Origin of the sequence: Kitasatospora sp. NPDC127111 (assembly GCF_042677465.1) — a bacterium.
In the GTDB taxonomy this organism is placed as follows: domain Bacteria; phylum Actinomycetota; class Actinomycetes; order Streptomycetales; family Streptomycetaceae; genus Kitasatospora.
On sequence record NZ_JBHXTG010000004.1, the window covers coordinates 135,420 to 157,436 of the forward strand.

Below are 22,017 nucleotides of genomic sequence, written 5' to 3' on the forward strand. Positions count from 1 at the left end.
CGCCCGTCCTGCGGTGCGCCCGGGTGTGCGCCGGCCGGCTGAGGAGACGGAGCCCGCGATGACCGACATGAGCGCACGGTCCGAGGTGAGCACCGACCGCGAGGAGGACGTCCGCGCCGCCGACCCGGAGGAGGGCATCACCTCGATGCAGAACCTGCACGCGCAGGACACCTCACAAGCGGAGGGCGAGGCGCTGAACGAGCCCCAGGCCGACAGCTGACCGTCCGCGACGAACGAGTTGTCACGAGGCCGCCCGGTGCCCGGGCGGCCTCCGCGACCGCTGGTGTCGCTGCCGCATCGGCGGCGGACCGGCGGGGGAGGATGAGCGCATGAGCGAGCAGCAGCAGGGCGCAGCGGCGGCGCAGGGCGGCCGGACGGGCGGGCGGCCCGCGGACCCCCGGGCGTCGTGGGCCACCTGGACCACCCAGTCGATCATCAGCGGCCCCGGCGGGGTGACCACCGCCGAGGTGGGGCCGATCTCCGGGGACCTCACCGTGCACACCACGTGGGTGGACGGTGAGGCCCGGTTGACCGTGCAGTACACCGGGGCCCTGGACTGGTACACGGTGGCCGGGAGCCCGGTCCAGGCGGCGGACGAGATCACCGCCCGGGCGATCCACCAGGCCATGGTCAACGCCGTCAAGGCCGGCCGTGGTGCCGGTGCCCCGTCGGCGCCGGGCGCCTGACCGGGTTCGCCCCCTCGTCACCGGTCCCCGGGCGCCCTCGGCCCCCGCCCGTCCTCGGGCCGGGCCGGCTTCGGGCCGGGCCGGCTCCGGGCCCCGGGCGCCCTCGGCCCCCGGCCGTGCTGCCCCGGACCGCCGCCGCGGGGCCGGTATCAGCGGCCGGTCTCGCCGGGCAGGGCCGGGATCAGCGGCCGGCCTCGCCGGGCAGGGCCGGAGCCGCGGCGGACCAGTAGCCGCCGTCCACCGGGCGGCGGGAGCGCAGGTCGGCGCGGATCTTGCGGCCCAGCTTGCGGGTGTCCCGGCGGTTGATGGTGGCGCCGATGCCGGCCCCGATCAGGAGCGGGATCAGCGAGGGCAGGCGGCGCAGCGTGCTGCGGGTGAGCCGCTTGCGGACCTGCTGGCGGACCTCCGAGCCGAGCGCCATGGCGGCGAACCCGGCGGGCTTCACCAGCAGCGTCGCGTCGATGCCGCGCCGGTTGGCCCAGGCGCCGACGTAGGCGGAGGCGCGCTGGGCGGCGGTGCCCCGGGCGGGTACGCCGTAGGTCTCGTGCAGCTCGGCGATCAGCTTGATCTCGACCGCCGCCACGGCGAACGTCTCGGCGACGATCTCCACCGGCATCGCGGGCGGGACGGGAAGCATCGCCGCCGCCCCGACGCCGGCGCCGAGCGCGGCGGAGGCGCGGGTGGCACCGGTGATCAGCAGCTCGGCCAGCTGGTCGGCGTCGACGGCGCCGGGGTGCTGGGCCCGCAGGGTGGCGAGGTCGCGGACCGGGATGCGCGGCGCCGCCTGGAGCAGCTGGTCGGCCATGGCCCGGCCGCCGTACGCGACGCCCCTGGCCGCGGACCGGCTGCGGGCGCCGAGCACCCTCGCGACCGAGGCGACCAGCGCCGTGCCCCGGCGACGGCCCCGCTCGGCCTGGTACTCGCTGAGCTCCTCGGCCGGGCCGCCCTCGGCCGCGCCGGGCGCCGAGGGTTCCAGCTCCTCGACCAGCTCGGCCAGTTCGTCGGCGATGTGCGCGGGGGTCGGCTCCGGCTGCCCGGAGCGCCCCGGCCTCCTGAAGATTGCCATGTTCTGCCGGTACCCGGCGAGGCCCGGTGGTACGCGGTCCTCGGGCGGTCCGACGGTTCCCGCCGGGCGCGCGGCGCGGGCGGTCGGGCACGCCTCAGTCGGTGATCTCCACCCCGTGCCAGAAGGCGATCCGGCCGCGGACGTGCGCCGCTGCGGGCTCGGGGTCGGCGTAGTACCAGGCCGCGTCGGGGTTGGTCGCCCCGTCCACGTGGATCGTGTAGTACTCGGCGGTGCCCTTCCAGCCACAGACGGTGGTGGTGTCGGACGGCCGCAGGTACTCGCTGCGGACGGACTCGGCCGGGAAGTAGTGGTTGCCCTCGACGACGGTGGTGTCATCGCTCTCGGCGATGACCGTGCCCTGCCAGCGCGCTGTGGTCATGCGCCGATTCTGCCGGACGGCGGCGCGCCACGGCTGTGCACCCCGCGCCGGCCGGACCCACCGGACCCCGCCGGCCCCCCCCCGGAGCCGGGCGCACCGGGTCTACGGGAGCGGCTCGGCGTGCACCGGGAAGTGCGGCGTCTGGTGGCCGCCGCTGGCGAGCATCCGCACCTCGCCGGCGTCGCTGATCTCGGCCCGGACGATGCCGCTGGCGTCCTCGTAGACGGGGTGACCTCCCGGACCGCTCGCACTGGTCCGGGTGACCACGACGACGTCCTGCGGGGCCTGGGTGCCGGGCGTGCCCGGGAAGGTCAGTGCGTAACGGTCCGCGGGGCTCATCGCCGACCTCCTCTTCCTGCTGGTGGGTGCCGCCGGGTCACGCGGTGGCGTCCACGGTACGAGCGGGCGCGCCGCGCACCTCCAGCTCCGCCAGCAGCCTGGCGGTCGCCTCGGTGACGGCGTCCACGGCGCGGTCGAAGGCCTCCCGGTTGTGTGCCGCCGGAGCCCGGAACCCCGACACCTTCCGCACGTACTGCAGTGCGGCGGCACGGAAGTCCTCCTCGGAGGCGTCGGGTGTCACGGGCGGTCTCAACGTCTTGATACTGCGGCACATGACCCCAGTCTCGCGCGCGGGAGCCGGGCTGGCGACCCCCGTCCGGGCCCGGCCGGGCGCGGGCGCCCCGCGGGGGCGGAATCCGGCCGGATTGGGATTCCGGGCGAACGAATACGCTCCGTCCGCACCGGCCACCGCCGAAGGGCCCGCACTCGCACGGGTGAACCTCGCCGGTTCCCGGCAGCCGGGAACCGCCCGGGCATCGGGTCCGGCCCGGCGGGGCGCCGTCAGAACGCCGCCGGGACGGCCCGACACCCCGTCACCCGGACAGCCCGTCAGAGTCGTCGCGGTGGGACCGGCCACCGACGATCGCACCAAGAGCTGGACCCCAACCCGGAACGAGGACAATCGAGATGACCCGATCGCTGACCCGCCGAAGGAGCCCGAGAGCGTACCGAGGCATGGCGGTGGCCGCCATGGCCCTCACGGGCCTGATATCGGTGGGGGCGACTCCGGCGAACGCGGCGGTGCCCGATCTGGTCGCCGCGCACGGACACGGACACCACCGCGGCCACCACGGCCACCACCACGGGCACGGCCACCACCGGGGGCACCACCACGGCCACGACGAGGGCCACGACGACGGCTACGCCCAGGGCGACCGCCACCGCGACGCCGACCGCTGCGACACCGACGTCCGTGCCGGCACCGACGAGCAGTCCGCCGCGCTGAGCCCCGAGCTGGCGGCCAAGCTCGACGCGGCCATCCAGCAGACGATGGCCAAGACCGGTGTTCCCGGCGTGTCCGTCGGGCTCTGGCTGCCGGGGAAGGGGCGGTACGTCCGCTCGTTCGGCGTCGCCGACAAGAAGACCGGCGCCCCCATGACCGACGACCTCTACATGCGGATCGGCAGCGTGACCAAGACCTTCACCGCCACCGCGGTGCTGGAACTGGTCGACGAAGGGCTGGTCGGGCTCGACGACCCGATCTCGAAGTACGTGAGCGGCGTCCCGGACGGCGACCGGATCACCGTGCGCAACCTCGCCGAGATGCGCAGCGGCCTGTTCCCGTACTCCTCGGACCCGGGCTTCATCGCGGCGCTGGAGTCGGACCCCACCAAGCCCTACACCCCCGAACAACTGCTCGCGTACGGCTACAAGCACCCCAACGTCGACCCGCCGGGGACGAAGTTCCAGTACAACAACAGCAACTACATCCTGCTCGGCCTGGTGGTCGAGAAGGTGACCGGTGAGCCGCTGGCCGAGTTCATCCACGACCGGGTGACGGACCCGAGCTGCCTGCGCCACACCGTGTTCCCGGAGGGCGCCGAGTTCCCGTCGCCGCACGCGCACGGCTACACCAACCAGACCCCCAACGGCGCGACGGTGGACGCCACGGACTGGAACCCGAGCTGGGGCTGGGCCGCCGGTGCGATGATCTCCGACCTGTCCGACCTGAAGCACTGGGCGAAGGACCTCGCCACCGGCACCCTGCTCTCGCCCGAGACCCAGGCGCAGCGCACCAAGTTCGTGCCCACCGGTCTGCCCGGCGCGGGCTACGGGCTCGGGATCTTCGACGTCCAGGGGTGGATCGGCCACAACGGCTCGCTGCCCGGGTACGAGAGCCTCGTGCTCTACCTGCCCGAGCTGGACGCGACCCTCGTGGTGGTCCTCAACACCGACATCCTCACGGACGGCCTCGAACCGACCACCCTGTTCGGGCAGGCGATCACCAGCACCGTGACGCCGGACCACGTCTACTTCATCCCCGCGGGCAACAAGTAGCGCGGGCCGCGGGCGCGCCTCCGCCGGCCTCCGGCGGGGCGCGCCCGCGCGTGCCGTCAGCCGGCCGGACGCTCGACCGGCTCGATCCGGCGGTGGCCGTCGGCCAGCAGGCGGTAGCCCTCGCCGTTGGACTTGATCCCGGCCCGCTCCTCCTCGGTCAGCTCGCGCCGGACCTTCGCCGGGACGCCGGCCACCAGCGAGCCGGGCGGCACCTCCATGCCCTGCGGCACCACCGCGCCCGCCGCGACCAGCGAGCCGGTGCCGATCCGGGCGCCGTTCAGCACCGTGGAGTTCATCCCCACCAGGACGTCGTCCTCGATCGTGCAGCCGTGCAGCACGGCGTTGTGCCCGACCGAGATCCGCTCGCCGATCACCAGCGGGAAGCCCGGATCGGCGTGCAGGGTGCAGTTGTCCTGGATGTTGCTGCCCGCGCCGACCGCGATCGTCTCGGCGTCGCCGCGGATCACCGCGCCGTACCAGACGCTCGCCCCGGCGGCGACCGTCACCGCCCCCACCACCACCGCGTTGGGGGCGATGAAGGCGGTCGGGTCGACGGCGGGCACCCGGCCCCCGACGGCGGCGATCAGCGGCTCTGTCATGGCTCGTCCTCCTGGTGACGTCGGCCCATCATGTGCCGGCCATGATGGCACCCCCGGTCGACGATCCGTTCGAGCACCCGTCAGCCGGGCGACGCGGCCGGCGGGCGGGCGGCGGGCGGCCGGGCCACCTCCCCGGGCCGCGGGCGGGGTCAGGCGAGCGGGGCCTTCACCCGGAGCACCTCGACGAAGGCGCGGATCCAGGCCGGGTGGTCCGGCCACGCCCGGGCCGAGACGACGACGCCGTCCACGACCGCCTCGCCGTCCACGTACTCGGCGCCGGCGGCCACCATGTCCGGCTCCAGCGCCGGGTAGGCGGCGGTGCGCCGGCCGGAGAGCACGCCGGCCGCGGTGGACACCAGCGGGCCGTGGCAGATCTGCGCGACCGGCTTGTCGCCCTCGAAGAAGTGCCGGACGATCCGCCGCACCTCGGGGTCGTTGCGCAGGTACTCCGGCGCGCGGCCGCCGGGGATCACCAGCGCGACGTACTCGGCCGGGTCGACGTCCGCGAAGGCGAGGTCGGCGGGCCAGGTGTAGCCGGGCTTCTCGGTGTAGGTGTCGAAGCCCTCGACGAAGTCGTGGACGACGAACTGCAGCCGCTTCCGGGTCGGGGCCGCGATGTCGACCTGGTAGCCCTCCTCGCGCAGGCGCTGGTAGGGGTAGAACACCTCCAGCGACTCCGCGGCGTCACCGGTGACGAGCAGGATCTTCGATGTCATCGCCGACATCCCTCCACTTGAACGGCCGTCAGACAGGGTGCGGGCCCGCCACGGTGGCGACCGGCGCGGGCCGGGACCAGGCTTCCGCACCCGGCGGCGGCGACGCAACGGGGCGCACCGGTCGCACGACAGCGCGTGAGCGCCGGGACGCGCCGGTGCCCGGTCGGGCGCGCCGCCCGCCGGGCGCGCGCTCCACGGCTCCGGCCCCGGTGTCGCACGGCCCGGACGCGTCCCGGCGCGGCCATCCCCCGCCCGGGCCGGCCGCACCCGTGCCGGTACGCACCGCCGCGCCGCGGCGGCCCGCCCGGGCCCACCGCACGGACACGAACACATGGCCGAACTTCGCCCGCAGTTCGCCCGGCGGCCACCCGGGCGGGCGCCGCTGCTCCTAGTCTGCGGGCGACGGACCACCGCCGCGCCCACCACCGCCACGCCACAGTTGCGAGCAAGGAGTTTCCATGACGTACCGTCCGCTCGACGGCAGCAGCCCGGCGGAGCCCGCGCAGGACGCCGGCTCCTCACGCCGCCGGTTCCTGCGCGCGACCGGTGTCGCCGGCCTCGGCGCGGCCGCGTTCGCCGCCGGCGCCGGGGACGCGATCGCGGCGCCCGGCGAGGACCGGCCGGACGCCTCCGACCGGGCCGACGACTCCGACGAGCGCGGCGCGGCCGCCCGCCCGGCCGGGACCCGCTCGCCGGTGCGGACCGGCACCGGCCTGGACCGGCTGCCGCACCCGCTGGTCATCGGCCACCGCGGCGCCCCCGGCTACCGCCCGGAGGAGACGCTCGGCTCGTACGAGCTGGCCCTGGAGCTGGGCGCGGACGTCATCGAGCCGGACCTGGTGCCGACCAAGGACGGCCACCTGGTGGTCCGGCACGAGAACAACATCGCGGAGACCACCGACGTCGCCGACCACCCCGAGTTCGCCGGCCGCCGGACCACCAGGACCGTCGACGGCCAAGCCCTCACCGGCTGGTTCACCGAGGACTTCACGCTCGCCGAGCTGAAGACCCTGCGCGCCAAGGAGCGTCTGCCGCAGCAGCGCCAGCGCAACACCCTGTACGACGGCCGCTGGCAGATCCTCACCTTCCGCGAGCTCGCCGACTTCGCGCGCAAGCGCGGGCGGGAGCTCGGCCGCGACGTCTGGCTCTACCCGGAGACCAAGCACCCGAGCTACTTCCGCTCGATCGGCCTGCCGCTGGAGGAGCGGCTCGCGGACGAGCTGCGCCGCACCGGCCTGGCGGGCCGGAGCGGGCGGGCGATCCTGCAGTCCTTCGAGCCGAGCAGCCTGCAGCGGCTGGCCCGGCTGGTCGAGAACCCGCGGATCCAGCTGCTCGGCGGCCCGACCAGCCAGCCGTACGACTTCGTCCTGGCCGGGGACAAGCGGACCGTCGCCGACCTGGTGAAGCCCGAGGGGCTGCGCTGGATCGCCTCCTTCGCGCACGGCATCGGCCCGACCACCCAGCTGATCGCGCCGGTGGACGCGAACGGCAAGCTCCAGGCGCCGACCACGCTGGTGCGCGACGCGCACGCGGCCAACCTGCTGCTGCACCCCTACACGGTCCGCAACGAGAACGGCTTCCTGCCACTGGACTACCGCCGCGGCACCGACCCGAACGCGTACGGCGACGCGATCGGCTGGGCCAGGTACCTCTACGAGCTGGGGGTGGACGGTTTCTTCACCGACCAGGCCGACACCTCGATCCTGGCCCGGCAGGACTTCTGGGCCGCCGAGGGCGTCAGCTGACGGCCCGCTGACGGCCCCGCCGAACCCTGCCGGGAACCCCCGCCGGGCTCCCGTCGGCACTCCGCCGGCGGCGGCCCACCGGCGGCCCGGCCCCGGACCGACCGTGCCCCGGACCGTTCGAACGGTCCGGGGCACGGTCGTGGGCCTGGCGGTGTCAGTGGTCGTCGGCCGGGTCGGTCGGCGCCGCGCTGTGCGGCCGGCCGGGAGCCGTGGGGCGGTTGCCGCCGGGCCGGCCCGGGGTCGTCTCGGGGCGGCCGCCGCCACCCGGTCCCGCCGTCCCGGAGGGGGCGGTGCCGCTGGGGCCGGTCCCGCTCGGGCTCTCGGTCGTCGGGTCCTTCTTCGGCGGCGGGTCGGGGATGTAGACGGTCCGGAAGTTCTCCTCCGGCATGCCCCGAACCGCCTGGCTCATCGCCTGCTGCCAGATCGGGCCGGGGCCGGTGGCGCCGAACACCTCGTCGTGGTACCTGCCGCCGATCCTGATGTCCCGCATCGGCACGCCCTTGGCCGGGCCGCCGAGCCAGACCGAGCCCGCCAGGTTGGCGGTGTAGCCGCTGAACCAGGCGGCCTTCTTCTCGTCGGCGGTACCGGTCTTGCCGGCGATCTGCCGGCCGTCGTCCAGGCCGAGGTCGCGCGCGGTGCCGCCCTTCTCGGTCACGCCGAGCAGCACGGTGTTGAGGACGTCGGCGGTGTTCTGCGAGATCGCCTGGTTGCACTTGACCGGGGGGACCGGCACGTCCCGGCCGTCCACGGTGGTGATCCGGGTGAGCGCCACCGGCGCGCAGTAGGTGCCCCGGGCGGCGAAGGTGGCGTAGAGGTTCGCCATGGTCAGCGGGCTGACCTCCTGGGTGCCGAGGCCGAGCGCGGGCACCTCCTCGAGCGCGTCGCCGTTGGCCTTGCCCGCGATGCCCAGCTTGTTGGCCATCTGCTTGACCGCGCAGAGGCCGATCTCCTGCTCCATCTGGACGAAGTAGGTGTTCACCGAGAGGGCCATGGCCTTCTTCAGCTCGTACGGGCCGACCTCGCCCGCCGACTCGTTGGGGACGGTGCCCTCCTTCTTCCCCTTCTGCAGGTTCTTCCAGGTGCCCGAGCAGGTCGACATGTTCGGCCAGTCGATCCGGTTCTGCGAGGGGTAGGCCTGGGTCGGCGGCAGCCCGGCCTCCAGCGCGGCGGCGGCCACGATCGGCTTGAAGTTGGAGCCCGGCTGGAAGCCGTTGCCGCCGCCCATCGCCGCGTCGACGTTGTAGTTGATGACGGTCTCGTTCTTGTCCTTGTCGATGCCGTACGGGCGGGTCTGGGCCATCGCCAGGATCTTGCCGGTGCCCGGCTCGACCATCGTCATCGCCGCCGAGACCGGGTCGGTGACGTAGACCTTGGTGGTCACCGCGTTCAGCGCGGCGGCCTGCTTCACCGGGTCGAGGGTGGTGCGGACGTTGAGACCGCCCTCGTCCCACAGCTTCTTCCGCTCGGCGGCGGTCTTGCCGAACACCGGGTCCTGCTTGATCACCCGCCGCACGTAGTCGCAGAAGAAGCCCATGCCGGCGTTGGCCGTGATGCACCCGTTCCGCGGGGCCTGGTACTGCAGGACCAGCGGGCCCGCCTTGGCCTCCCTGGCCTGCTCGACGGTGATGTGCTTGTTCTCCACCATCTTGTCGAGGACGACGTCCCGGCGCTTGCGGGCGGCCTCCGGGTGGAGCTTCGGGTCGTACTGGGTCGGGTTCTGCACCAGGCCCGCCAGCGTCGCCGCCTCGGGCAGGGTGAGGTCCTTGGCGTCCTTGCTGAAGTAGCGCCGGGAGGCGGCCTGGATGCCGTAGGCCTTGTTCCCGTAGAAGGTGATGTTCAGGTAGTTGGTGAGGATCTGCTCCTTGGTCAGGTCCTCCTCCAGCTTGATGGCGTACTTGAGCTCCTGGATCTTGCGGCCCAGGGTCTTGCGCTGCGCCTCGCGCACGAGGACCGGGTCGTCGCCGGCCTTCTCCACGTTGACGTTCTTCACGTACTGCTGGGTCAGCGTCGAGGCGCCCTGGACGGCGGCGCCGCTCTCGGCGTTCTTGGTCACCGCCCGGAGCACGCCCTTGAGGTCGACCGCGCCGTGCTCGTAGAAGCGGGCGTCCTCGATGTCCACCTGGGCCTGGCGTATCAGCGGTGACATCTGGTCGGCGGGTATGACCGTGCGGTCGCGTTCGTAGACCTTGGCCATCAGGCCGCCGTTGGCGTCGTAGATGAAGGAGGCCTGGGTCAGCGGCGGGGTCTTGAAGTCGTCCGGGATGTTGTCGAAGTCGTCCGCCGTGTTCTTGGCGGTCAGTCCGAGCGCACCCGCCGCCGGCAGGGCGATGCCCGCCAGCAGCACGCCGGCCAGCGTGCTGTAGCCGAGGAACTTCACCGTGTGACCCAGCATTCCGAGCGGGGTCTCGCGGCGCCGGGGGCGGGGGACCCAGGTGTCGCCCTGGTCCGGGGCGGAGGTGCGGCGGCTCTTCCGTGGCATAGCCGGAACACTACGTCCACGAAAACCCCTCGTGGGACGGGTGTTGGCCAAGCTTTGTCACAAATCGGCGACAGATTCACCGCATCCGGGACGGGGTGACATCACTTTCGGCCAACTTCGCACTGTGGGAAGGGTCGTTCGACCACGCCCGGATCGGCCGGGTCGGCCGGGGTCCGCCGGCGCCGGCCCGGGGCGGGACGCACCGACCGCCCGTCAGCCGGCCTTCCGCTTCTTGCGCAGGCCGAGCAGCGCCCCCACCACGGCGAGCAGGAACACCACGCCCAGGGCGCGGTCGGACGGGCCGCCGGAGGAGTCGGCCGAGGACGCCCCGGCGGCGGGCGCACCGGAGGCGGCGCCGGACGCCGGGGAGGACGGGCCGGGCCCGGCGGGGGCGGTGCCCGAGGGCGACGCGGCCGGCAACGGCTTCACGGTGTCCGGGAGTTGCCCGCCGTCCAGCGGCTCGCGCCAGACCGGGCTGTCCTTGCCCTCGGTGCCGTAGAGCACCGAGCGGCCGTCCGCGGTGAACGTGACCGACTCGCCCTGGCGCTGCAACGGCATGGACAGCGTCCCGAGTTCGACGGGCGCGCCGTCCTTCCAGCGGTACAGGGTCGCGGCGAGGTAGCCGCGCAGGACCAACCGGGTGCCGTCCGGGGAGAAGGCGCCGTCGGTGACCCACGGGACGTCGCCGATCCGGCGGAAGGTGTTGACGCCGGCGGTGGAGAGCTTCTCCGGGCCCTGGTAGAGGCCTCCCCCGCCCTGCTTCTTGCTGGCGATGTAGGCCCGGCCGGTGACCGGGTGGACCATCAGCGCCTCGGCGTCGCGCGGCCCGTCCTCGTAGCGGACCCGGTAGCGGGTCACGTCCACCGACTGGTCGCGCAGTTCGGCCGGTTCGGCGAAGGAGTAGATCCACACCTCGGACCACTTGCCGCCGAGGTTGTCGCCGATGTCGCCGACGTAGAGCCGGCCGTCGGGGCCGAGCGAGATCGCCTCGACGTCCCGCGGCTCGATGCCGCGCAGGGTGACGGTGGCGACGGTGCGGCCCTGCGAGTCGACGGCGTAGACGTAGGGGCCGTCGTCGCTGTCGTTGTGCGTCCAGTAGACGCCGGGGTGGGCCAGGCTGGCGGCGAGGCCGCTGGACTCGGTGATGCGCGGGTCGTTGATGGTGAACGCCTGCCCGGCGCGGTCGGCCGCCCGGGCGGGCGTGGTACCGGCGGTACCGAGCACGGCGGTGGTCGTACAGGCGGCCGCGAGCAGGGCCGCCGAGGCGCGGGCCGCTCCGCGCCGCCACGCCGGCCGCCGCCCGTCCGTTCGCATCCTCAGCACCAGGTGATCCTCCCACGCCGGCCGGGCCGGGCGGACCCGCCACTTCTCGTCACCTTGACGAGATCACCGCCCGCCCAATATCGTCGCAGTGACGAAAAGGGGTGCCACTCATGGCCGACATCACCAAGCGCTTCGGACTGCGCCACCTGCGCGCCGTCCCCACCGCCCACATCCGCCACCTCAACCGGGGCCGGATCGCCCACGACGGCACCGGCCTGGCCTTCTGGTTCCGCCCGCTCACCGCCGCCCTCTCCGAAGTGCCGGTCGACGACCGCGAACTGGCGATGCTCTTCCACGCCCGCACCGCCGACTTCCAGGACGTCACCGTGCAGGCCACGCTGACCTACCGGATCACCGAACCCGCCACCGCCGCCGCCCGCGTCGACTTCGGCATCGACCCCGACACCGGAGCGTGGCGCGCCGCCCCGCTCGACCAGATCGCCACCCTGCTCACCGAGACCGCCCAGCAGCACGCGCTCGGTCTGCTCGCCCGCACCCCGCTCGCCGCCGCGCTCGCCGACGGCGTCAGCACCGTCCGCGACCGGATGGCCGCCGGGCTGGCCGCCGAACCCCGGATCACCGAGACCGGGCTCGCCGTGATCGCCGTCCGGGTGGTCGCGCTGCGCCCCGAACCCGAGGTGGAGCGCGCGCTGCGGACCCCCGCCCGCGAGCTGGTCCAGCAGGAGGCCGACCGGGCCACCTTCGAGCGGCGCGCCGTCGCCGTCGAGCACGAGCGCGGCATCGCCGAGAACGAGCTCGCCAACCGGATCGAACTCGCCCGGCGGGAGAAGCAGTTGCTCACCCAGGAGGGCGCCAACGCCCGGCTCCGGGCCGAGGACGAGGCAGTGGCCGACCGGGTCCGCGCCGAGGCCGAGGCCGAGCGCCGCACCCGGCTGGCCGGCGCCGAGGCCGACGCCGCGCGCGTGCTCGGCGAGGCCAGGGCCGCCGCCGAGGCCGCCTGGCTCAGCGCCCACCAGCAGGCCGACCCGGCCGTGCTGCGCGCGCTCGCCCTGATGAAGCTGGCCGAGCACCTGCCGCAGATCGACAGCGTCACCGTCACCCCGGACCTGCTCACCGGGCTGCTCGGGCGGCTCGCCACCCCCGCGGGCGAGCGGTGACCCTCGCACCCCGGGCGGTCCTGGTGCACCGCCGCACCGAGTACGAGGAGCTGATCGCCCACCACGGCACGCCCGGGCAGGCCGCGTTCTTCCTCGCCTCCCGCGGCCGGTCCGTCACGGAGGTCGAGCAGCGCCACGGGCGGCAGGCCGAGGCGCTCGCCCGGGCCGCGGCCGCCGTCCCGCTGGACTGGCGGCGCACCCGGGTCGAGCGGGCCGACCTGCCCCGGTTCCTGTTCGAACCGGAGGACGTGGTGGTCGTGGTCGGCCAGGACGGGCTGGTCGCCAACGTCGCCAAGTACCTGGACGGGCAGCCGGTCATCGGCGTGGACGCCGACCCGGGCCGCAACCCCGGCGTGCTGGTCCGCCACCGCGCCGACGCGCTGGCCGCCCTGCTCCCGGCCGCCGCCGCCCGCAGCGGCGCGCGGCACCTGGAGGAGCGCACCATGGTCGAGGCGGTCGCCGACGACACCCAGAGGCTGCTGGCGCTCAACGAGGTGTACGTGGGCCAGCCCGGTCACCAGACCGCGCGCTACCGGCTGGCCGTCGACGGCGGCACGCCCGAGCCGCAGGCCTCCTCCGGCGTCCTCGTCGGCACCGGGACGGGCGCCACCGGCTGGTGCCGCTCCGCCTGGCTGGAACGCGGCGGCCCGCTCGCCCTGCCCCCGGCGGCCGCACCCGCGCTCGCCTGGTTCGTCCGCGAGGCCTGGCCCTCCCCCTCCACCGGGACCGCCCAGGTGCACGGGCTGCTCGACGCCGGGGGGCGGCTCGTCCTGACCGTCGAGTCGGACCGGCTGGTCGCCTTCGGCGACGGCATCGAGGCGGACGCGCTGGAGCTCAGCTGGGGCCAGAGCGTCCGGCTGGGCGTGGCCGCGACCCGGCTGCGGCTGATGGGATAGCGCCGGCCGGCCGTGCCGGGCGCCGGCTGACTGCGGGGAGGAGGCGCGGGCCGTCCTCGGCGGTCCGGTGGGCGGGGCTCCCCTGGGCGTTACCGGTGACAGGCCGAACCCCGGCGGGCGCGGGTCACTGCGGCGGCCGCGGGTCACTGCGGCGGCCGCGGGTCACTGCGGTGGCCGCGGGTGACCGCGGCAACGGATTCGGGCTCAGTGCTGCCGCCCGGTGCGCTGCGCGTGCACCGCGAGCACGGCGAGGTAGCGACGGTGGACGTCCTCCCGGTCGGCCGGCTCGGGCACCGACTCGGCCCCCAACCGGTCGATCATCGCCGCCTGGCGGAGCAGCACCGGGCGCTGCGCCTCGGTCGTGGTCTCCGCCATGATCTCCGCCAGCGCGTCGAGCTGCCGGATCAGGACCGCGGGCATGCCGGGCGCGGCCTGGCGGATCTTCTCGAACGCGCGCTCCACCAGCCGCTCGTAGCTCACCGGCGCGGAGATCACCCGGATGTGCCCGGCCGCGTCCCGGTGGACCGGGTCCGGCTGCCAGCGGGACGCGATCCGGCACAGCCCCTCCCCGAGCCAGTCGATGCAGGTCAGGGCTGTGAAGGTGTCGTTGACCGCGGTGGACAGCGCCCGGATGGCGATCTCCACCAACTGGTCCACCGCGAAGGCGATGTCCTGGGCGAGCGTCCTGGTCGGACCGGTGATGTGGGCGCGGGCGAAGCTCCTGGTCACCTCGACCGCCGCCTCGGCGGGCCAGACCGTGGCCAGCTGGTGACCCTGCACCAGGAAGTGACCCGGCCGGTGGTCCAGCCGGATGACGGCGTCGAGCTCGGTCGCCATGCGGACCAGCGTGCGGTGCCGCACGAACTGCAGGTAGCCGCTGTCCGGCGCCGGGACGGCCGCCCCCGACGCGTCCAGCCGGACGTGCAGTTCGGCCACCGGCGGCCCCCGCTCGACGTCGCCGCCCGGGGCCGGCTCGCCCGCCCCCGCCTCGATCGCCGCGGAGAGCTCGGCCGCGATGTTGGCGATGACCCGGGGCAACTGGATCGAGGTGGCGATGTGGTGGATGAAGTAGATCAGCACCCCGAGGTCGGCCAGCACCAGGCCCATGCAGACGGTGATGGACAGGTGCGGGACGAAGTCGCCGCGGGCGGAAGGGCCGATCACCATCAGCGACAGCACCGCGTAGACGAACGTCCCGACGAAGGTGCCCAGGGTCAGCTGGGTGGTGCGGTCCCGGATGAAGGTCCGCAGCATCCGCGGCCCGAACTGGGTGGAGGCGAGCGTCAGGGTCACGATCATGATCGAGAACACCACGCCGACGACGGTGATCAGGGCGGCGGCGATGGCGGCCAGGATCTGCCGGGCGGCGTCGGACGTACCGCTGATCACCCAGGTCGGCAGCGTCAGGTCACCCCGGTGGGCCGCCCGGTCCAGGGACCAGGTGACCAGGAAGAGGAGGCCGGCGAGCAGCACCTCCAGCACCGGCACCACCCAGAGGTTCGTCCGCAGCGCCTCCCTGCGCCACTGCGCCTCCAGGTGGACCCCACCGATCACCTCGCCCGCCTCCAGTCCTGCGCACCGGGCCGCCGAACGCCTGCTCGCTCACTCAAGCGTTGGCTCACCGGGCGCCGCCCGCCCGCCGGACTGCCCGCCCGGGGGCCGGTCGGGTGGTGCCGCGCCCGGCGGAACCGCGCAGGCGGTGCGAGGGACCGCGAGCGGGCGGCCCGGGTGAGGGGCCTCACCGGGGGAGGGCGTTCTAGACGAGGGTGAGAATGCGCGGGCCGTCCTCGGTGATCGCGACGGTGTGCTCGATGTGGGCGGCCCGGCTGCCGTCCGTGGTCCGCAGGGTCCAGCCGTCCGGGTCGGTGTGGTGGTCGTCCCGGCCGCCGGCGGTGAGCATCGGCTCGATGGCCAGCACCAGGCCCGGCCGGAGCGGGTAACCCCGCCCCGGGCGGCCCTCGTTGGGCAGGTGCGGGTCCTCGTGCATCCGCCGGCCGATGCCGTGCCCGCCGAAGCCCTCGGGGAGCCCGCAGCGGGCCGCGCGGGCGACGCCGGCGATCGCGTGCGCGATGTCGCCCGTCCGGTTGCCGACCACGGCGGCCGCGATGCCGGCGTCCAGCGCGCGCCGGGTGGTGTCGATCAGCCGCTCGTCCGCCGGCCGCGCCGCCCCCACGGTGAAGCTGACGGCGGCATCGCCCGCCCAGCCGTCCAGCACGGCCCCGCAGTCGATGCTCACCAGGTCGCCGTCCCGCAGCCGGTAGCCGTCCGGGATGCCGTGCACCACGGCGTCGTTGACGGAGGCGCAGATCACGGCGGGGAAGGGCACCGGCGCGAAGGCCGGCCGGTACCCGAGGAACGGCGAGCTCGCCCCCGCGTTCCGCAGCACCCCGCGCGCCACCTCGTCCAGCTCCAGCAGACTCACCCCGACGGCCGCCGCGCCCCGCACCGCCGCCAGCGCCTCGGCCACCACCCGCCCGGCCTCCCGCATCGCCGCGAGCGCCGCCTCCGACTTCAGCTCGACCATGCCACCGCTCCCCTTCCGGTCCGGCGCCGAACCCGGCGCCCAATTCTTATACCGGTATATCTATCACGGTTGGAGCGGTATTAGTATCGGGGCATGGTGAGGACCCCACTGACCCCCTGGGAGCGCGAGCGCGGCGAGCACTTCGGTGCGCTGCTGCGGGAGGCGCGCGGCACGCGGAGCATGGTCGAGGTGGCGGCGGCCGCCGGCATCTCCGCCGAGACCCTCCGCAAGATCGAGACCGGCCGCGCCCCCACCCCCGCCTTCTTCACCGTCGCCGCGCTCGCCCACGCCCTCGGCCTCTCCCTCGACGAGCTCGCCGCCGCCTGCGCCCTGCCGGCCGAGGACGGGCAGGCCCTGTCGGCCTGAGCGCCGCCGTCGGCCCGAGTCCCGCCGTCCGCCCGAGCGCCGCCGCCGGCCCCGAGCAGGGCGTCCGCCCGGGCGCCGACGGGACGGCGTCCGGGCGTGTAGGCTGCCGCCGTTGACGCGGCAACACGTCTCACGCACCCGGTCCCGGCAGGCCGGGGTGAGCAGAGGGCTTTGGAGAGTCGCCCGCGGTTCCTCACCCATGTCACCCGCAGGGCACGTGCGACCTGCCTCTCCGACCGATGCCGGGCGGTAACGATGAGGGGGAGTCCGGTGTCCTCGTCCGACAACATCACCCGGCTGGCCAAACGGATCCGCCGGTCGACCGAGATCCCCTGGGCCACCGCGCTGCGCCTGGCCCGGAGCGGTGACGCCTTCGTCAAGGCCCCGGTCCCGGACACCGTGGACGCGGACCAGCTGCGCCTCGAAGCCATGGTGACCCACACGCTCGCCAACGCCTTCCAGGACCGCCAGCTGAACGGCGCCCTGCTCGGGGTCGTCCACGCCGACACCGAGGGCGACGAACTGCTGCTCCGACTGGAGCCCGGCATGGCCACCGAGGCCCTCGGCGAGCTCCTGCCGCGCTGGGACGCCCACTACCGCGGCCTGCGCGGGGTCCCCGGGCTCCGGCCCCGGGCGGACGGCGACCAGGTGGTGCTGTCCAGCCTCCTGGGCGGCGCGCGGATCACCCTGGCCACGGCCGACCGCTCACCCTTCCGGACGCCGCGCGTCCTCGACGGGGAGACACCCCTGTGGGACCGCTCCCCCGCGGTCCTCGTGGACCCGGAGCTGGCCGGCGCCCGCCGCTGGGACTCCCCGCCCGAGCGCGACCGGTCCGCTCGCGACCTCCTGCTCAGCCGGGTCCTCCGCCGCCCGGCGCTGGTCAACCGGGCCGCCGCCCCGCACGGCATCGCGAACTGCTATACCCACGGCACCACCGACCTGGTCATCTCCTGGTGCTGCGGCCCCGCCCTGGAGGAACTCCTCGCCACCCTGCTCGCGCACGGTACGGCGGAGGGCCTGCCGAAGGCGGCGGCCGCCAGGTACCTCCCGGCCTCCGACACCGCCCTGCTGGGCGGCCAGGCCCTGGTGCTGCGGCGCCACCGCTCGTGCACGGTACCGACGCACTCGATCAGCCCCGAGGCGCTCGACGCGCTGACCCGTGAGGACTACGCCCGATGACGACCGGACTCTCGATGGCGGGGGTGCTCGCCCTGTACGGGCTGGCCGCGGCCGGCGTCCGGCTCCTGCGGGACCTGCTGGTGCTGCGCCGGCTGGAACGGCTGATGACCGGGTGCACCGCCCCGCAGCGGGCCGAGGTCGGCAAGCTCCTGGCGGCGTCGCTCCGCCCGGCCGATCCCGCACCGCCCGGCGGCGGGGCCCCGTCCGCCGACGGGGTCGGACGGGGGCCGGGGTGACGGGCCGCCCGGGCGCGCGGACGGTGCGGGCGGGCGCGCGGTGTCCGGGCGGGCGGGCGCGCGGTGCGCCCGGCCGCCCGGGCGGGCGGTGAGGTGGCGCGGAGTCAGGCGGTGACGCCGCCGTCGAGGACGAGGTCCGCGCCGACGGTGAAGGCGGACTCCGGGGAGGCGAGGTGGAGGACGGCGGCCGCGATCTCCTCCGGCGCGCTGGCCCGGCCGACGGGCACCTGCTCCTTCATCCGGTCGGCCTTGTCGGCGGCGGTCTCGCCGGGCCGGGTGGACATGCTGGTGTCCACCGGGCCGGGGCTGACCAGGTTGATCCGGACGCCGTCGGCGATGTGGTCGCGGGCGGCGGCGCGGGTCAGGGTGGCGACGGCGGCCTTGGTGACGGCGTAGGCGCCCAGGCCGGGGAGGCGGAGGTGGGTGCCCAGGTTCGAGGAGATGTTGACGATGGCGCCACCACCGCGGGCGCGCAGCTCGACGATCTGGTGCTTCGTGACTCCTCCCCCGGCTGATGCCGGGGGCTTCTCGCTATCCCTTGCGGGTGTCGCGACGGGCCAGCCCGGCCCGTAGAACGTTGACGGCTCCCACGGTGTCGGCGTGCGCGCGGTGGCCGCAGGCGACGCAGTGGAAGGTGTCCTGTGTGGGCCGGTTCTCCTTGGCGGTGTGCCCGCATGCAGGGCACCGCCGGGAGGTGTTGCGGGGGTCCACGGCCATCACTTCCCGTCCGGCGCATTCTGCCTTGGCGGTGAGGATCGTCAGGAACACCCCCCAACCGGCATCCGAGATCGAGCGGTTCAGCCCGGCCTTGGCCCCGGCCCCGTTGGGCAGGAAGCCGCCCGGCCGGTCGGGGTCGGGCCTGGGCGCGGGGGCCTTGACCATGGTGCGGATCCTGAGGTCTTCGTGCGCGATGAAGTCATGTTCACGCACCAGGCTCAGGGCGGTCTTGTGAGCGTGGTCGAGCCGCTGGCGGCGGACCTTGCGATGCAGCCGGGCGATGGTCTCGACGGCCTCGCGGCGTCGCTTGCTGCCGCGCTTGCACCGGGTGAGGGCCTGCTGTGCGGCTTCGAGCTTGGCAGTGGCCTTCGCGCCGTGGCGGGGGTTGGGCACGAACCCGCCGTTCGAGTCGGCGAGGAAGTTGGCTATGCCCAGGTCGATGCCGACCGCGCTGCCGGTTGGCGGCAGCGGTTCGGGCCGGGCCTGGTCGGTGGTGAGGATGACGTACCAGCGGCGGCCCTCACGCTTGACGCTGATCGTCTTGACCCTGCCGACGACCGGCCGGTGCTGATGCACCCTGACGTGGCCGACGCCCTGCAGCCGGACGCGGGTGACCGGGTCGTGCGGAGTGGAGTTCCAGCGGCAGCCGTCGCCGTCCTTCGGGAACTCCACGGTGTCGAACCGCCGGGAGGACCGGAAGCGCGGATAGCCCGGCTTCTCACCGGCCCTGACCCGGCGGAAGAACGCGGCGAAAGCCTTGTCCAACCGGCGCAGCGTCGCCTGCTGCGAGCTGAACGACCAGCGGGCCTGGTCCGGGTCGAACGCCCGGATCTCCTTGAGCTGCCCGGACTGATCGCCGTAGCGCACGGTCGTCCTGGAGACGTGCCGGAAGGCATCCCGCCGCTCCTGGAGTGCCGCGTTGTACAGCCCACAGTGGTCGCGCAGCATCGCGGCGAGCTGCTGCTCCTGGCCCACGGTGGGCCTGATGAGGAACTTGTACGCACGCATCATCCGACCCACCCCCTCCCGGCCCGGTGACCAACATGCCACACACCACTGACACACGGCACGATCCTCCCGGCCGGCCTTCTGCCGCACAGTGACGTGGCGCCGCTCCGCGCCGCCGGGCTCAGGATCGGATTCCCTCCCCGGCTGAAGCCGGGGATACCCTCCGAAGATCAGGGATGGCGGTGTTGAGGACGCCCGCCGCGAGGCCGGTACGGCCGGGCGGGACGCCGTCGGTGGCGAGCACCGAGGCGCCGGCGAAGGCCGGGCCGGCACCGGCGGGCAGCAGGAGCAGCCCGGGCAGCAGGCCGGTGGCGTACGGGCTGCCGGGGGCGAGGCCGGCCAGCAGGGCCAGTCCGCCGGCGGCCACGGCCAGGCCACCGGCGGTCACCGCGATGGCGCCGTACCGGGCGGCGAGCGGCGCGGCCAGCCGGCCGGCCAGGAGCAGCACCGCAGCGTACGGGAGGAAGGCGGCGGAAGTGGCCAACACGCCCGAGCCGCATACCTGTTGGAGGTAGAGCGGGACGAGCAGGAAGGTGAGCGCGGTGCCGGCGGCGGTCGCCATGACGGCGGCCAGGGCGGTGGCCCGGCGGCGGTCGGCGAGGAAGCCGGGCGGCAGCAGCGGGTCGGTGGTGCGGCGTTCGGCGGCGGCGAAGGCGAGCAGCAGGGCGGCGCCGGCGGCGAGCGGGAGGAGGACGAGGGGTGCGCGCCAGCCGTGTTCGCCCGCCGCGACCAGGCCGTAACTGCCGGCGCAGACACCGGCGGTGGCGAGGGCGGCGCCGCGCAGGTCGAGCGCGCCGGGCGTCCGTCCGGTCGGCGCGGCGGCGGGGAGCAGTCGCCCGGAGAGGGCGAGCCCGGCGAGGGCGACGAGCACGGGGACCGCGAACAGCCAGCGCCAGGAGGTCCAGGCGGTGACCGCGCCGGAGAGCAGGTTGCCGGCGGTGGCGGCGAGCAGCAGGAGCCCGGCGCGCAGCATCCGGCGGCCGCCGTTCCGGTCGGTGAGCCGGCCGCCGAGCAGCAGCAGGGAACTGAAGGAGAGTCCGTACGCGGCGCTGAGCAGCAGGACGCCGGACGGGCCGAAGCCGAACTCCCGCGCGACCAGCGGCAGTGGGACGGACAGGATCACGATCGTGAAGATCAGCGTCGCCTGGACGGCGCCGAGCAGGGCGAAGCCCGGGCGTAAGGACCGCGGAGTCCGCTCCGGGACCGGAACCATCGCGCAATCCCCCTCTCTATATTGACCGTTCGATCCAAAATAAGGGCCGAGAAAACGGCGGCCCGAGCCGCCGCCCGGGACCGCCGGAGACCTCAGTCCAGCAGTGCGAGCGCCTGCTCGGCCGCGTCGTGGAGGCGCGCCGCACCGTCGCCGGCCTTGCCGATCACCCGCATGCCCTGCAGCAGCACCAGCAGCATCCGGGCCAGCGCCCGCGGGTCGCGCCCCTCGGGCAGCTCCCCCTGCGCCTCGGCGCGGACCAGGGCGGAGGTCAGCGCCGTCTCCAGGTGACCGAGGCTGGCCGCCACCCGGCGGGCCGCATCCGGGTCGTGCGGGGCGAGTTCGACCGCCGTGTTGGTGACGAAGCAGCCGCGCCGAGCCCCGCCCTCCCCGTCCTCGCCGGACTCCGACGCGTAGCGGCGGACCACGGCGCGGACCGCGGGCAGCACCGGGCCGGGCTGCGAGAGCTCGGACAGCAGCGCCGGGTCGCACTGCTCGCCGTAACGCTCCAGGGCGCGCAGGTAGAGCTCGTGCTTGCTGCCGAAAGTGGCATAGATGCTGGCGCGGGCGATCCCGAGCTCCTCGACCAGGTCGGCCATCGACGTCGCCTCGTAGCCGCGCCGCCAGAACAGTTCGAGAGCCGACTGGAGCGCCGCGTCCGGGTCGAATTCCTTGGTGCGGGCCATGACTGAACTCTAGTCATATCCAGATCGATCGGTCAAGAAAGGAGCGGGAGGGCGAGCCGAAGCTTCGACTACGGGTTCATTGACTGAGTATTGTCAAACATCGAACAATAAGGCTACCCTTACCGCCGCTCGTCCCCCCGTCCCCTCCCCACAGGAGGCACTTTCCCATGCCCGCAAGCCTGCAACAGGCGCTCGACGCCGCCCGTCCCCTCGTCCTGACGGCCTTTCGGATCGTGATCGGCCTGCTCTTCGCCTGCCACGGCGCCGCCTCGCTCTTCGGCGTGTTCGGCGGCGCCAAGGGCGGCGGCACCATCCCGGTCGGGCAGTGGCCGGGCTGGTGGGCCGCGCTGATCCAGCTCGTCGGCGGCGTGCTGGTCCTGGCCGGCCTCGGCACCCGGATCGCCGCCGTCATCTGCTCGGGCTCGATGGCGTACGCGTACTTCACCGTGCACCAGGAGCACGCGCTGCTGCCGCTGCAGAACAACGGCGAGGCCTCGGTGCTGTTCTGCTGGGCCTTCCTCGCCATCGCGGTACTCGGCGCCGGCCCGTTCGCCCTGGAGCGGCTGTTCACCGGACGGAACGCCGGCCGGGCGGGGAAGACCGGACACGCCGACGGCGCCGGGCGCAGCTCGCAGCCGACCCCGGCGAGCTGACCGCTCTGCCAGGGCGCGCCCTGCGGGGCGCGCTCTGGCCATCGGCCGTCCGCCGCCGTCCACCGCCCCGGCGCCCGACGGCCGGACGTACCAC

Annotated in this window: 23 protein-coding genes and 1 pseudogene; 10 read left to right on the forward strand and 14 right to left on the reverse strand. The window is 74.5% G+C overall.

Going from position 1 to position 22,017, the window contains the following annotated elements:
* Positions 1-58 precede the first annotated feature (58 nt).
* A complete protein-coding gene (locus tag ACFVHB_RS04720; protein WP_380315054.1) occupies positions 59-220 on the forward strand; it encodes a hypothetical protein in 162 nt (53 codons plus the stop codon).
* 109 nt (positions 221-329) lie between these two features.
* Positions 330-686 (forward strand): hypothetical protein, encoded by a 357-nt coding sequence (locus ACFVHB_RS04725; RefSeq protein WP_380315057.1) that lies wholly within the window; start codon positions 330-332, stop codon positions 684-686.
* A 181-nt stretch (positions 687-867) separates the two neighbouring features.
* On the opposite strand, the gene ACFVHB_RS04730 is transcribed toward ACFVHB_RS04725, so the two are convergent.
* From ACFVHB_RS04730 to ACFVHB_RS04745, 4 genes are all read right to left on the reverse strand, one after another.
* Positions 868-1,752 (reverse strand): hypothetical protein, encoded by an 885-nt coding sequence (locus ACFVHB_RS04730; protein WP_380315060.1) that lies wholly within the window; start codon positions 1,750-1,752, stop codon positions 868-870.
* 94 nt (positions 1,753-1,846) lie between these two features.
* A complete protein-coding gene (locus ACFVHB_RS04735) occupies positions 1,847-2,131 on the reverse strand; it encodes a DUF427 domain-containing protein (RefSeq protein WP_380315063.1) in 285 nt (94 codons plus the stop codon).
* A 102-nt stretch (positions 2,132-2,233) separates the two neighbouring features.
* Positions 2,234-2,470: a DUF6296 family protein gene (locus ACFVHB_RS04740; RefSeq protein WP_380315066.1), complete on the reverse strand. Its 237-nt coding sequence runs from the start codon at positions 2,468-2,470 to the stop codon at positions 2,234-2,236.
* Positions 2,471-2,507: 37 nt separating this feature from the next.
* Complete coding sequence (locus ACFVHB_RS04745) at positions 2,508-2,744, reverse strand: DUF2277 domain-containing protein (protein ID WP_380315068.1); 237 nt, start codon at positions 2,742-2,744, stop codon at positions 2,508-2,510.
* 401 nt (positions 2,745-3,145) lie between these two features.
* On the opposite strand from ACFVHB_RS04745, the gene ACFVHB_RS04750 reads away from it, so the two are divergent.
* Positions 3,146-4,468, forward strand: a complete 1,323-nt coding sequence (locus ACFVHB_RS04750; RefSeq protein WP_380315071.1) for a serine hydrolase domain-containing protein — start codon at positions 3,146-3,148, stop codon at positions 4,466-4,468.
* A 56-nt stretch (positions 4,469-4,524) separates the two neighbouring features.
* Here ACFVHB_RS04750 and ACFVHB_RS04755 read toward each other — a convergent pair whose 3' ends face one another.
* Both ACFVHB_RS04755 and ACFVHB_RS04760 read right to left on the reverse strand, forming a co-directional pair.
* Positions 4,525-5,067 (reverse strand): gamma carbonic anhydrase family protein, encoded by a 543-nt coding sequence (locus tag ACFVHB_RS04755; RefSeq protein ID WP_380315074.1) that lies wholly within the window; start codon positions 5,065-5,067, stop codon positions 4,525-4,527.
* 149 nt (positions 5,068-5,216) lie between these two features.
* Positions 5,217-5,783: a DJ-1/PfpI family protein gene (locus ACFVHB_RS04760; RefSeq protein ID WP_380315077.1), complete on the reverse strand. Its 567-nt coding sequence runs from the start codon at positions 5,781-5,783 to the stop codon at positions 5,217-5,219.
* A 458-nt stretch (positions 5,784-6,241) separates the two neighbouring features.
* On the opposite strand from ACFVHB_RS04760, the gene ACFVHB_RS04765 reads away from it, so the two are divergent.
* Complete coding sequence (locus ACFVHB_RS04765) at positions 6,242-7,528, forward strand: glycerophosphodiester phosphodiesterase (protein ID WP_380315080.1); 1,287 nt, start codon at positions 6,242-6,244, stop codon at positions 7,526-7,528.
* Between the two features lie 154 nt (positions 7,529-7,682).
* Here the strand turns inward: ACFVHB_RS04765 and ACFVHB_RS04770 are convergent, their stop codons facing one another.
* A complete protein-coding gene (locus ACFVHB_RS04770) occupies positions 7,683-10,007 on the reverse strand; it encodes a transglycosylase domain-containing protein (RefSeq protein ID WP_380315083.1) in 2,325 nt (774 codons plus the stop codon).
* A 213-nt stretch (positions 10,008-10,220) separates the two neighbouring features.
* On the reverse strand, positions 10,221-11,321 hold the full coding sequence (locus tag ACFVHB_RS04775) for a hypothetical protein (RefSeq protein ID WP_380315195.1): 1,101 nt from the start codon (positions 11,319-11,321) through the stop codon (positions 10,221-10,223).
* Positions 11,322-11,440: 119 nt separating this feature from the next.
* Here ACFVHB_RS04775 and ACFVHB_RS04780 point away from each other — a divergent pair, with 119 nt between their 5' ends.
* Both ACFVHB_RS04780 and ACFVHB_RS04785 read left to right on the forward strand, forming a co-directional pair.
* Positions 11,441-12,448, forward strand: a complete 1,008-nt coding sequence (locus tag ACFVHB_RS04780) for an SPFH domain-containing protein (RefSeq protein WP_380315086.1) — start codon at positions 11,441-11,443, stop codon at positions 12,446-12,448.
* The gene (locus ACFVHB_RS04785) at positions 12,445-13,344 is read left to right on the forward strand and encodes a hypothetical protein (RefSeq protein ID WP_380315089.1); all 900 of its coding nucleotides are present in this window, start codon (positions 12,445-12,447) and stop codon (positions 13,342-13,344) included. The genes ACFVHB_RS04780 and ACFVHB_RS04785 overlap by 4 nt, the downstream gene beginning before the upstream one ends.
* A 204-nt stretch (positions 13,345-13,548) precedes the next feature.
* Here ACFVHB_RS04785 and ACFVHB_RS04790 read toward each other — a convergent pair whose 3' ends face one another.
* Both ACFVHB_RS04790 and map read right to left on the reverse strand, forming a co-directional pair.
* Complete coding sequence (locus ACFVHB_RS04790) at positions 13,549-14,898, reverse strand: DUF2254 domain-containing protein (RefSeq protein WP_380315091.1); 1,350 nt, start codon at positions 14,896-14,898, stop codon at positions 13,549-13,551.
* Positions 14,899-15,100: 202 nt separating this feature from the next.
* Positions 15,101-15,868 (reverse strand): type I methionyl aminopeptidase, encoded by a 768-nt coding sequence (map, locus tag ACFVHB_RS04795; RefSeq protein ID WP_380315093.1) that lies wholly within the window; start codon positions 15,866-15,868, stop codon positions 15,101-15,103.
* Positions 15,869-15,961: 93 nt separating this feature from the next.
* Here map and ACFVHB_RS04800 point away from each other — a divergent pair, with 93 nt between their 5' ends.
* From ACFVHB_RS04800 to ACFVHB_RS04810, 3 genes are all read left to right on the forward strand, one after another.
* Positions 15,962-16,234: a helix-turn-helix domain-containing protein gene (locus tag ACFVHB_RS04800; RefSeq protein ID WP_380315096.1), complete on the forward strand. Its 273-nt coding sequence runs from the start codon at positions 15,962-15,964 to the stop codon at positions 16,232-16,234.
* A gap of 270 nt (positions 16,235-16,504) precedes the next feature.
* Complete coding sequence (locus ACFVHB_RS04805) at positions 16,505-17,413, forward strand: hypothetical protein (protein ID WP_380315099.1); 909 nt, start codon at positions 16,505-16,507, stop codon at positions 17,411-17,413.
* Positions 17,410-17,649, forward strand: a complete 240-nt coding sequence (locus ACFVHB_RS04810) for a hypothetical protein (RefSeq protein ID WP_380315102.1) — start codon at positions 17,410-17,412, stop codon at positions 17,647-17,649. Before ACFVHB_RS04805 ends, ACFVHB_RS04810 begins: the two co-directional genes overlap by 4 nt.
* A 104-nt stretch (positions 17,650-17,753) precedes the next feature.
* On the opposite strand, the pseudogene ACFVHB_RS04815 reads toward ACFVHB_RS04810, so the two are convergent.
* The 4 genes and pseudogenes from ACFVHB_RS04815 to ACFVHB_RS04830 form a co-directional block, all read right to left on the reverse strand.
* Positions 17,754-18,143, reverse strand: a pseudogene (locus ACFVHB_RS04815) (SDR family NAD(P)-dependent oxidoreductase); the annotation flags it as partial.
* Between the two features lie 37 nt (positions 18,144-18,180).
* Entirely contained in the window at positions 18,181-19,377 is a 1,197-nt protein-coding gene (locus tag ACFVHB_RS04820; protein WP_380315105.1) for an RNA-guided endonuclease InsQ/TnpB family protein, read from the reverse strand.
* 118 nt (positions 19,378-19,495) lie between these two features.
* Positions 19,496-20,587 (reverse strand): MFS transporter, encoded by a 1,092-nt coding sequence (locus ACFVHB_RS04825; RefSeq protein ID WP_380315107.1) that lies wholly within the window; start codon positions 20,585-20,587, stop codon positions 19,496-19,498.
* 92 nt (positions 20,588-20,679) lie between these two features.
* Positions 20,680-21,270 carry a TetR/AcrR family transcriptional regulator gene (locus tag ACFVHB_RS04830; protein WP_380315110.1) on the reverse strand — a complete coding sequence of 197 codons (591 nt, stop codon included), beginning with the start codon at positions 21,268-21,270 and terminating at the stop codon, positions 20,680-20,682.
* Between the two features lie 167 nt (positions 21,271-21,437).
* On the opposite strand from ACFVHB_RS04830, the gene ACFVHB_RS04835 reads away from it, so the two are divergent.
* Complete coding sequence (locus tag ACFVHB_RS04835) at positions 21,438-21,923, forward strand: DoxX family protein (RefSeq protein ID WP_380315113.1); 486 nt, start codon at positions 21,438-21,440, stop codon at positions 21,921-21,923.
* The last annotated feature ends 94 nt before the right edge of the window (positions 21,924-22,017 follow it).

Bases quoted from the DNA above. Each gene is read 5' to 3' on its own strand.
- map (WP_380315093.1), bottom strand. From the start codon at position 15,868: ATGGTCGAGCTGAAGTCGGAGGCGGCGCTCGCGGCGATGCGGGAGGCC.
- ACFVHB_RS04770 (WP_380315083.1), bottom strand. From the start codon at position 10,007: ATGCCACGGAAGAGCCGCCGCACCTCCGCCCCGGACCAGGGCGACACC.
- ACFVHB_RS04825 (WP_380315107.1), bottom strand. From the start codon at position 20,587: ATGGTTCCGGTCCCGGAGCGGACTCCGCGGTCCTTACGCCCGGGCTTC.
- ACFVHB_RS04755 (WP_380315074.1), bottom strand. From the start codon at position 5,067: ATGACAGAGCCGCTGATCGCCGCCGTCGGGGGCCGGGTGCCCGCCGTC.
- ACFVHB_RS04835 (WP_380315113.1), top strand. From the start codon at position 21,438: ATGCCCGCAAGCCTGCAACAGGCGCTCGACGCCGCCCGTCCCCTCGTC.
- ACFVHB_RS04750 (WP_380315071.1), top strand. From the start codon at position 3,146: ATGGCGGTGGCCGCCATGGCCCTCACGGGCCTGATATCGGTGGGGGCG.
- ACFVHB_RS04800 (WP_380315096.1), top strand. From the start codon at position 15,962: ATGGTGAGGACCCCACTGACCCCCTGGGAGCGCGAGCGCGGCGAGCAC.
- ACFVHB_RS04765 (WP_380315080.1), top strand. From the start codon at position 6,242: ATGACGTACCGTCCGCTCGACGGCAGCAGCCCGGCGGAGCCCGCGCAG.
- ACFVHB_RS04735 (WP_380315063.1), bottom strand. From the start codon at position 2,131: ATGACCACAGCGCGCTGGCAGGGCACGGTCATCGCCGAGAGCGATGAC.
- ACFVHB_RS04775 (WP_380315195.1), bottom strand. From the start codon at position 11,321: ATGCGAACGGACGGGCGGCGGCCGGCGTGGCGGCGCGGAGCGGCCCGC.
- ACFVHB_RS04740 (WP_380315066.1), bottom strand. From the start codon at position 2,470: ATGAGCCCCGCGGACCGTTACGCACTGACCTTCCCGGGCACGCCCGGC.
- ACFVHB_RS04810 (WP_380315102.1), top strand. From the start codon at position 17,410: ATGACGACCGGACTCTCGATGGCGGGGGTGCTCGCCCTGTACGGGCTG.
- ACFVHB_RS04780 (WP_380315086.1), top strand. From the start codon at position 11,441: ATGGCCGACATCACCAAGCGCTTCGGACTGCGCCACCTGCGCGCCGTC.
- ACFVHB_RS04830 (WP_380315110.1), bottom strand. From the start codon at position 21,270: ATGGCCCGCACCAAGGAATTCGACCCGGACGCGGCGCTCCAGTCGGCT.
- ACFVHB_RS04760 (WP_380315077.1), bottom strand. From the start codon at position 5,783: ATGACATCGAAGATCCTGCTCGTCACCGGTGACGCCGCGGAGTCGCTG.
- ACFVHB_RS04720 (WP_380315054.1), top strand. From the start codon at position 59: ATGACCGACATGAGCGCACGGTCCGAGGTGAGCACCGACCGCGAGGAG.
- ACFVHB_RS04725 (WP_380315057.1), top strand. From the start codon at position 330: ATGAGCGAGCAGCAGCAGGGCGCAGCGGCGGCGCAGGGCGGCCGGACG.
- ACFVHB_RS04730 (WP_380315060.1), bottom strand. From the start codon at position 1,752: ATGGCAATCTTCAGGAGGCCGGGGCGCTCCGGGCAGCCGGAGCCGACC.
- ACFVHB_RS04745 (WP_380315068.1), bottom strand. From the start codon at position 2,744: ATGTGCCGCAGTATCAAGACGTTGAGACCGCCCGTGACACCCGACGCC.
- ACFVHB_RS04820 (WP_380315105.1), bottom strand. From the start codon at position 19,377: ATGATGCGTGCGTACAAGTTCCTCATCAGGCCCACCGTGGGCCAGGAG.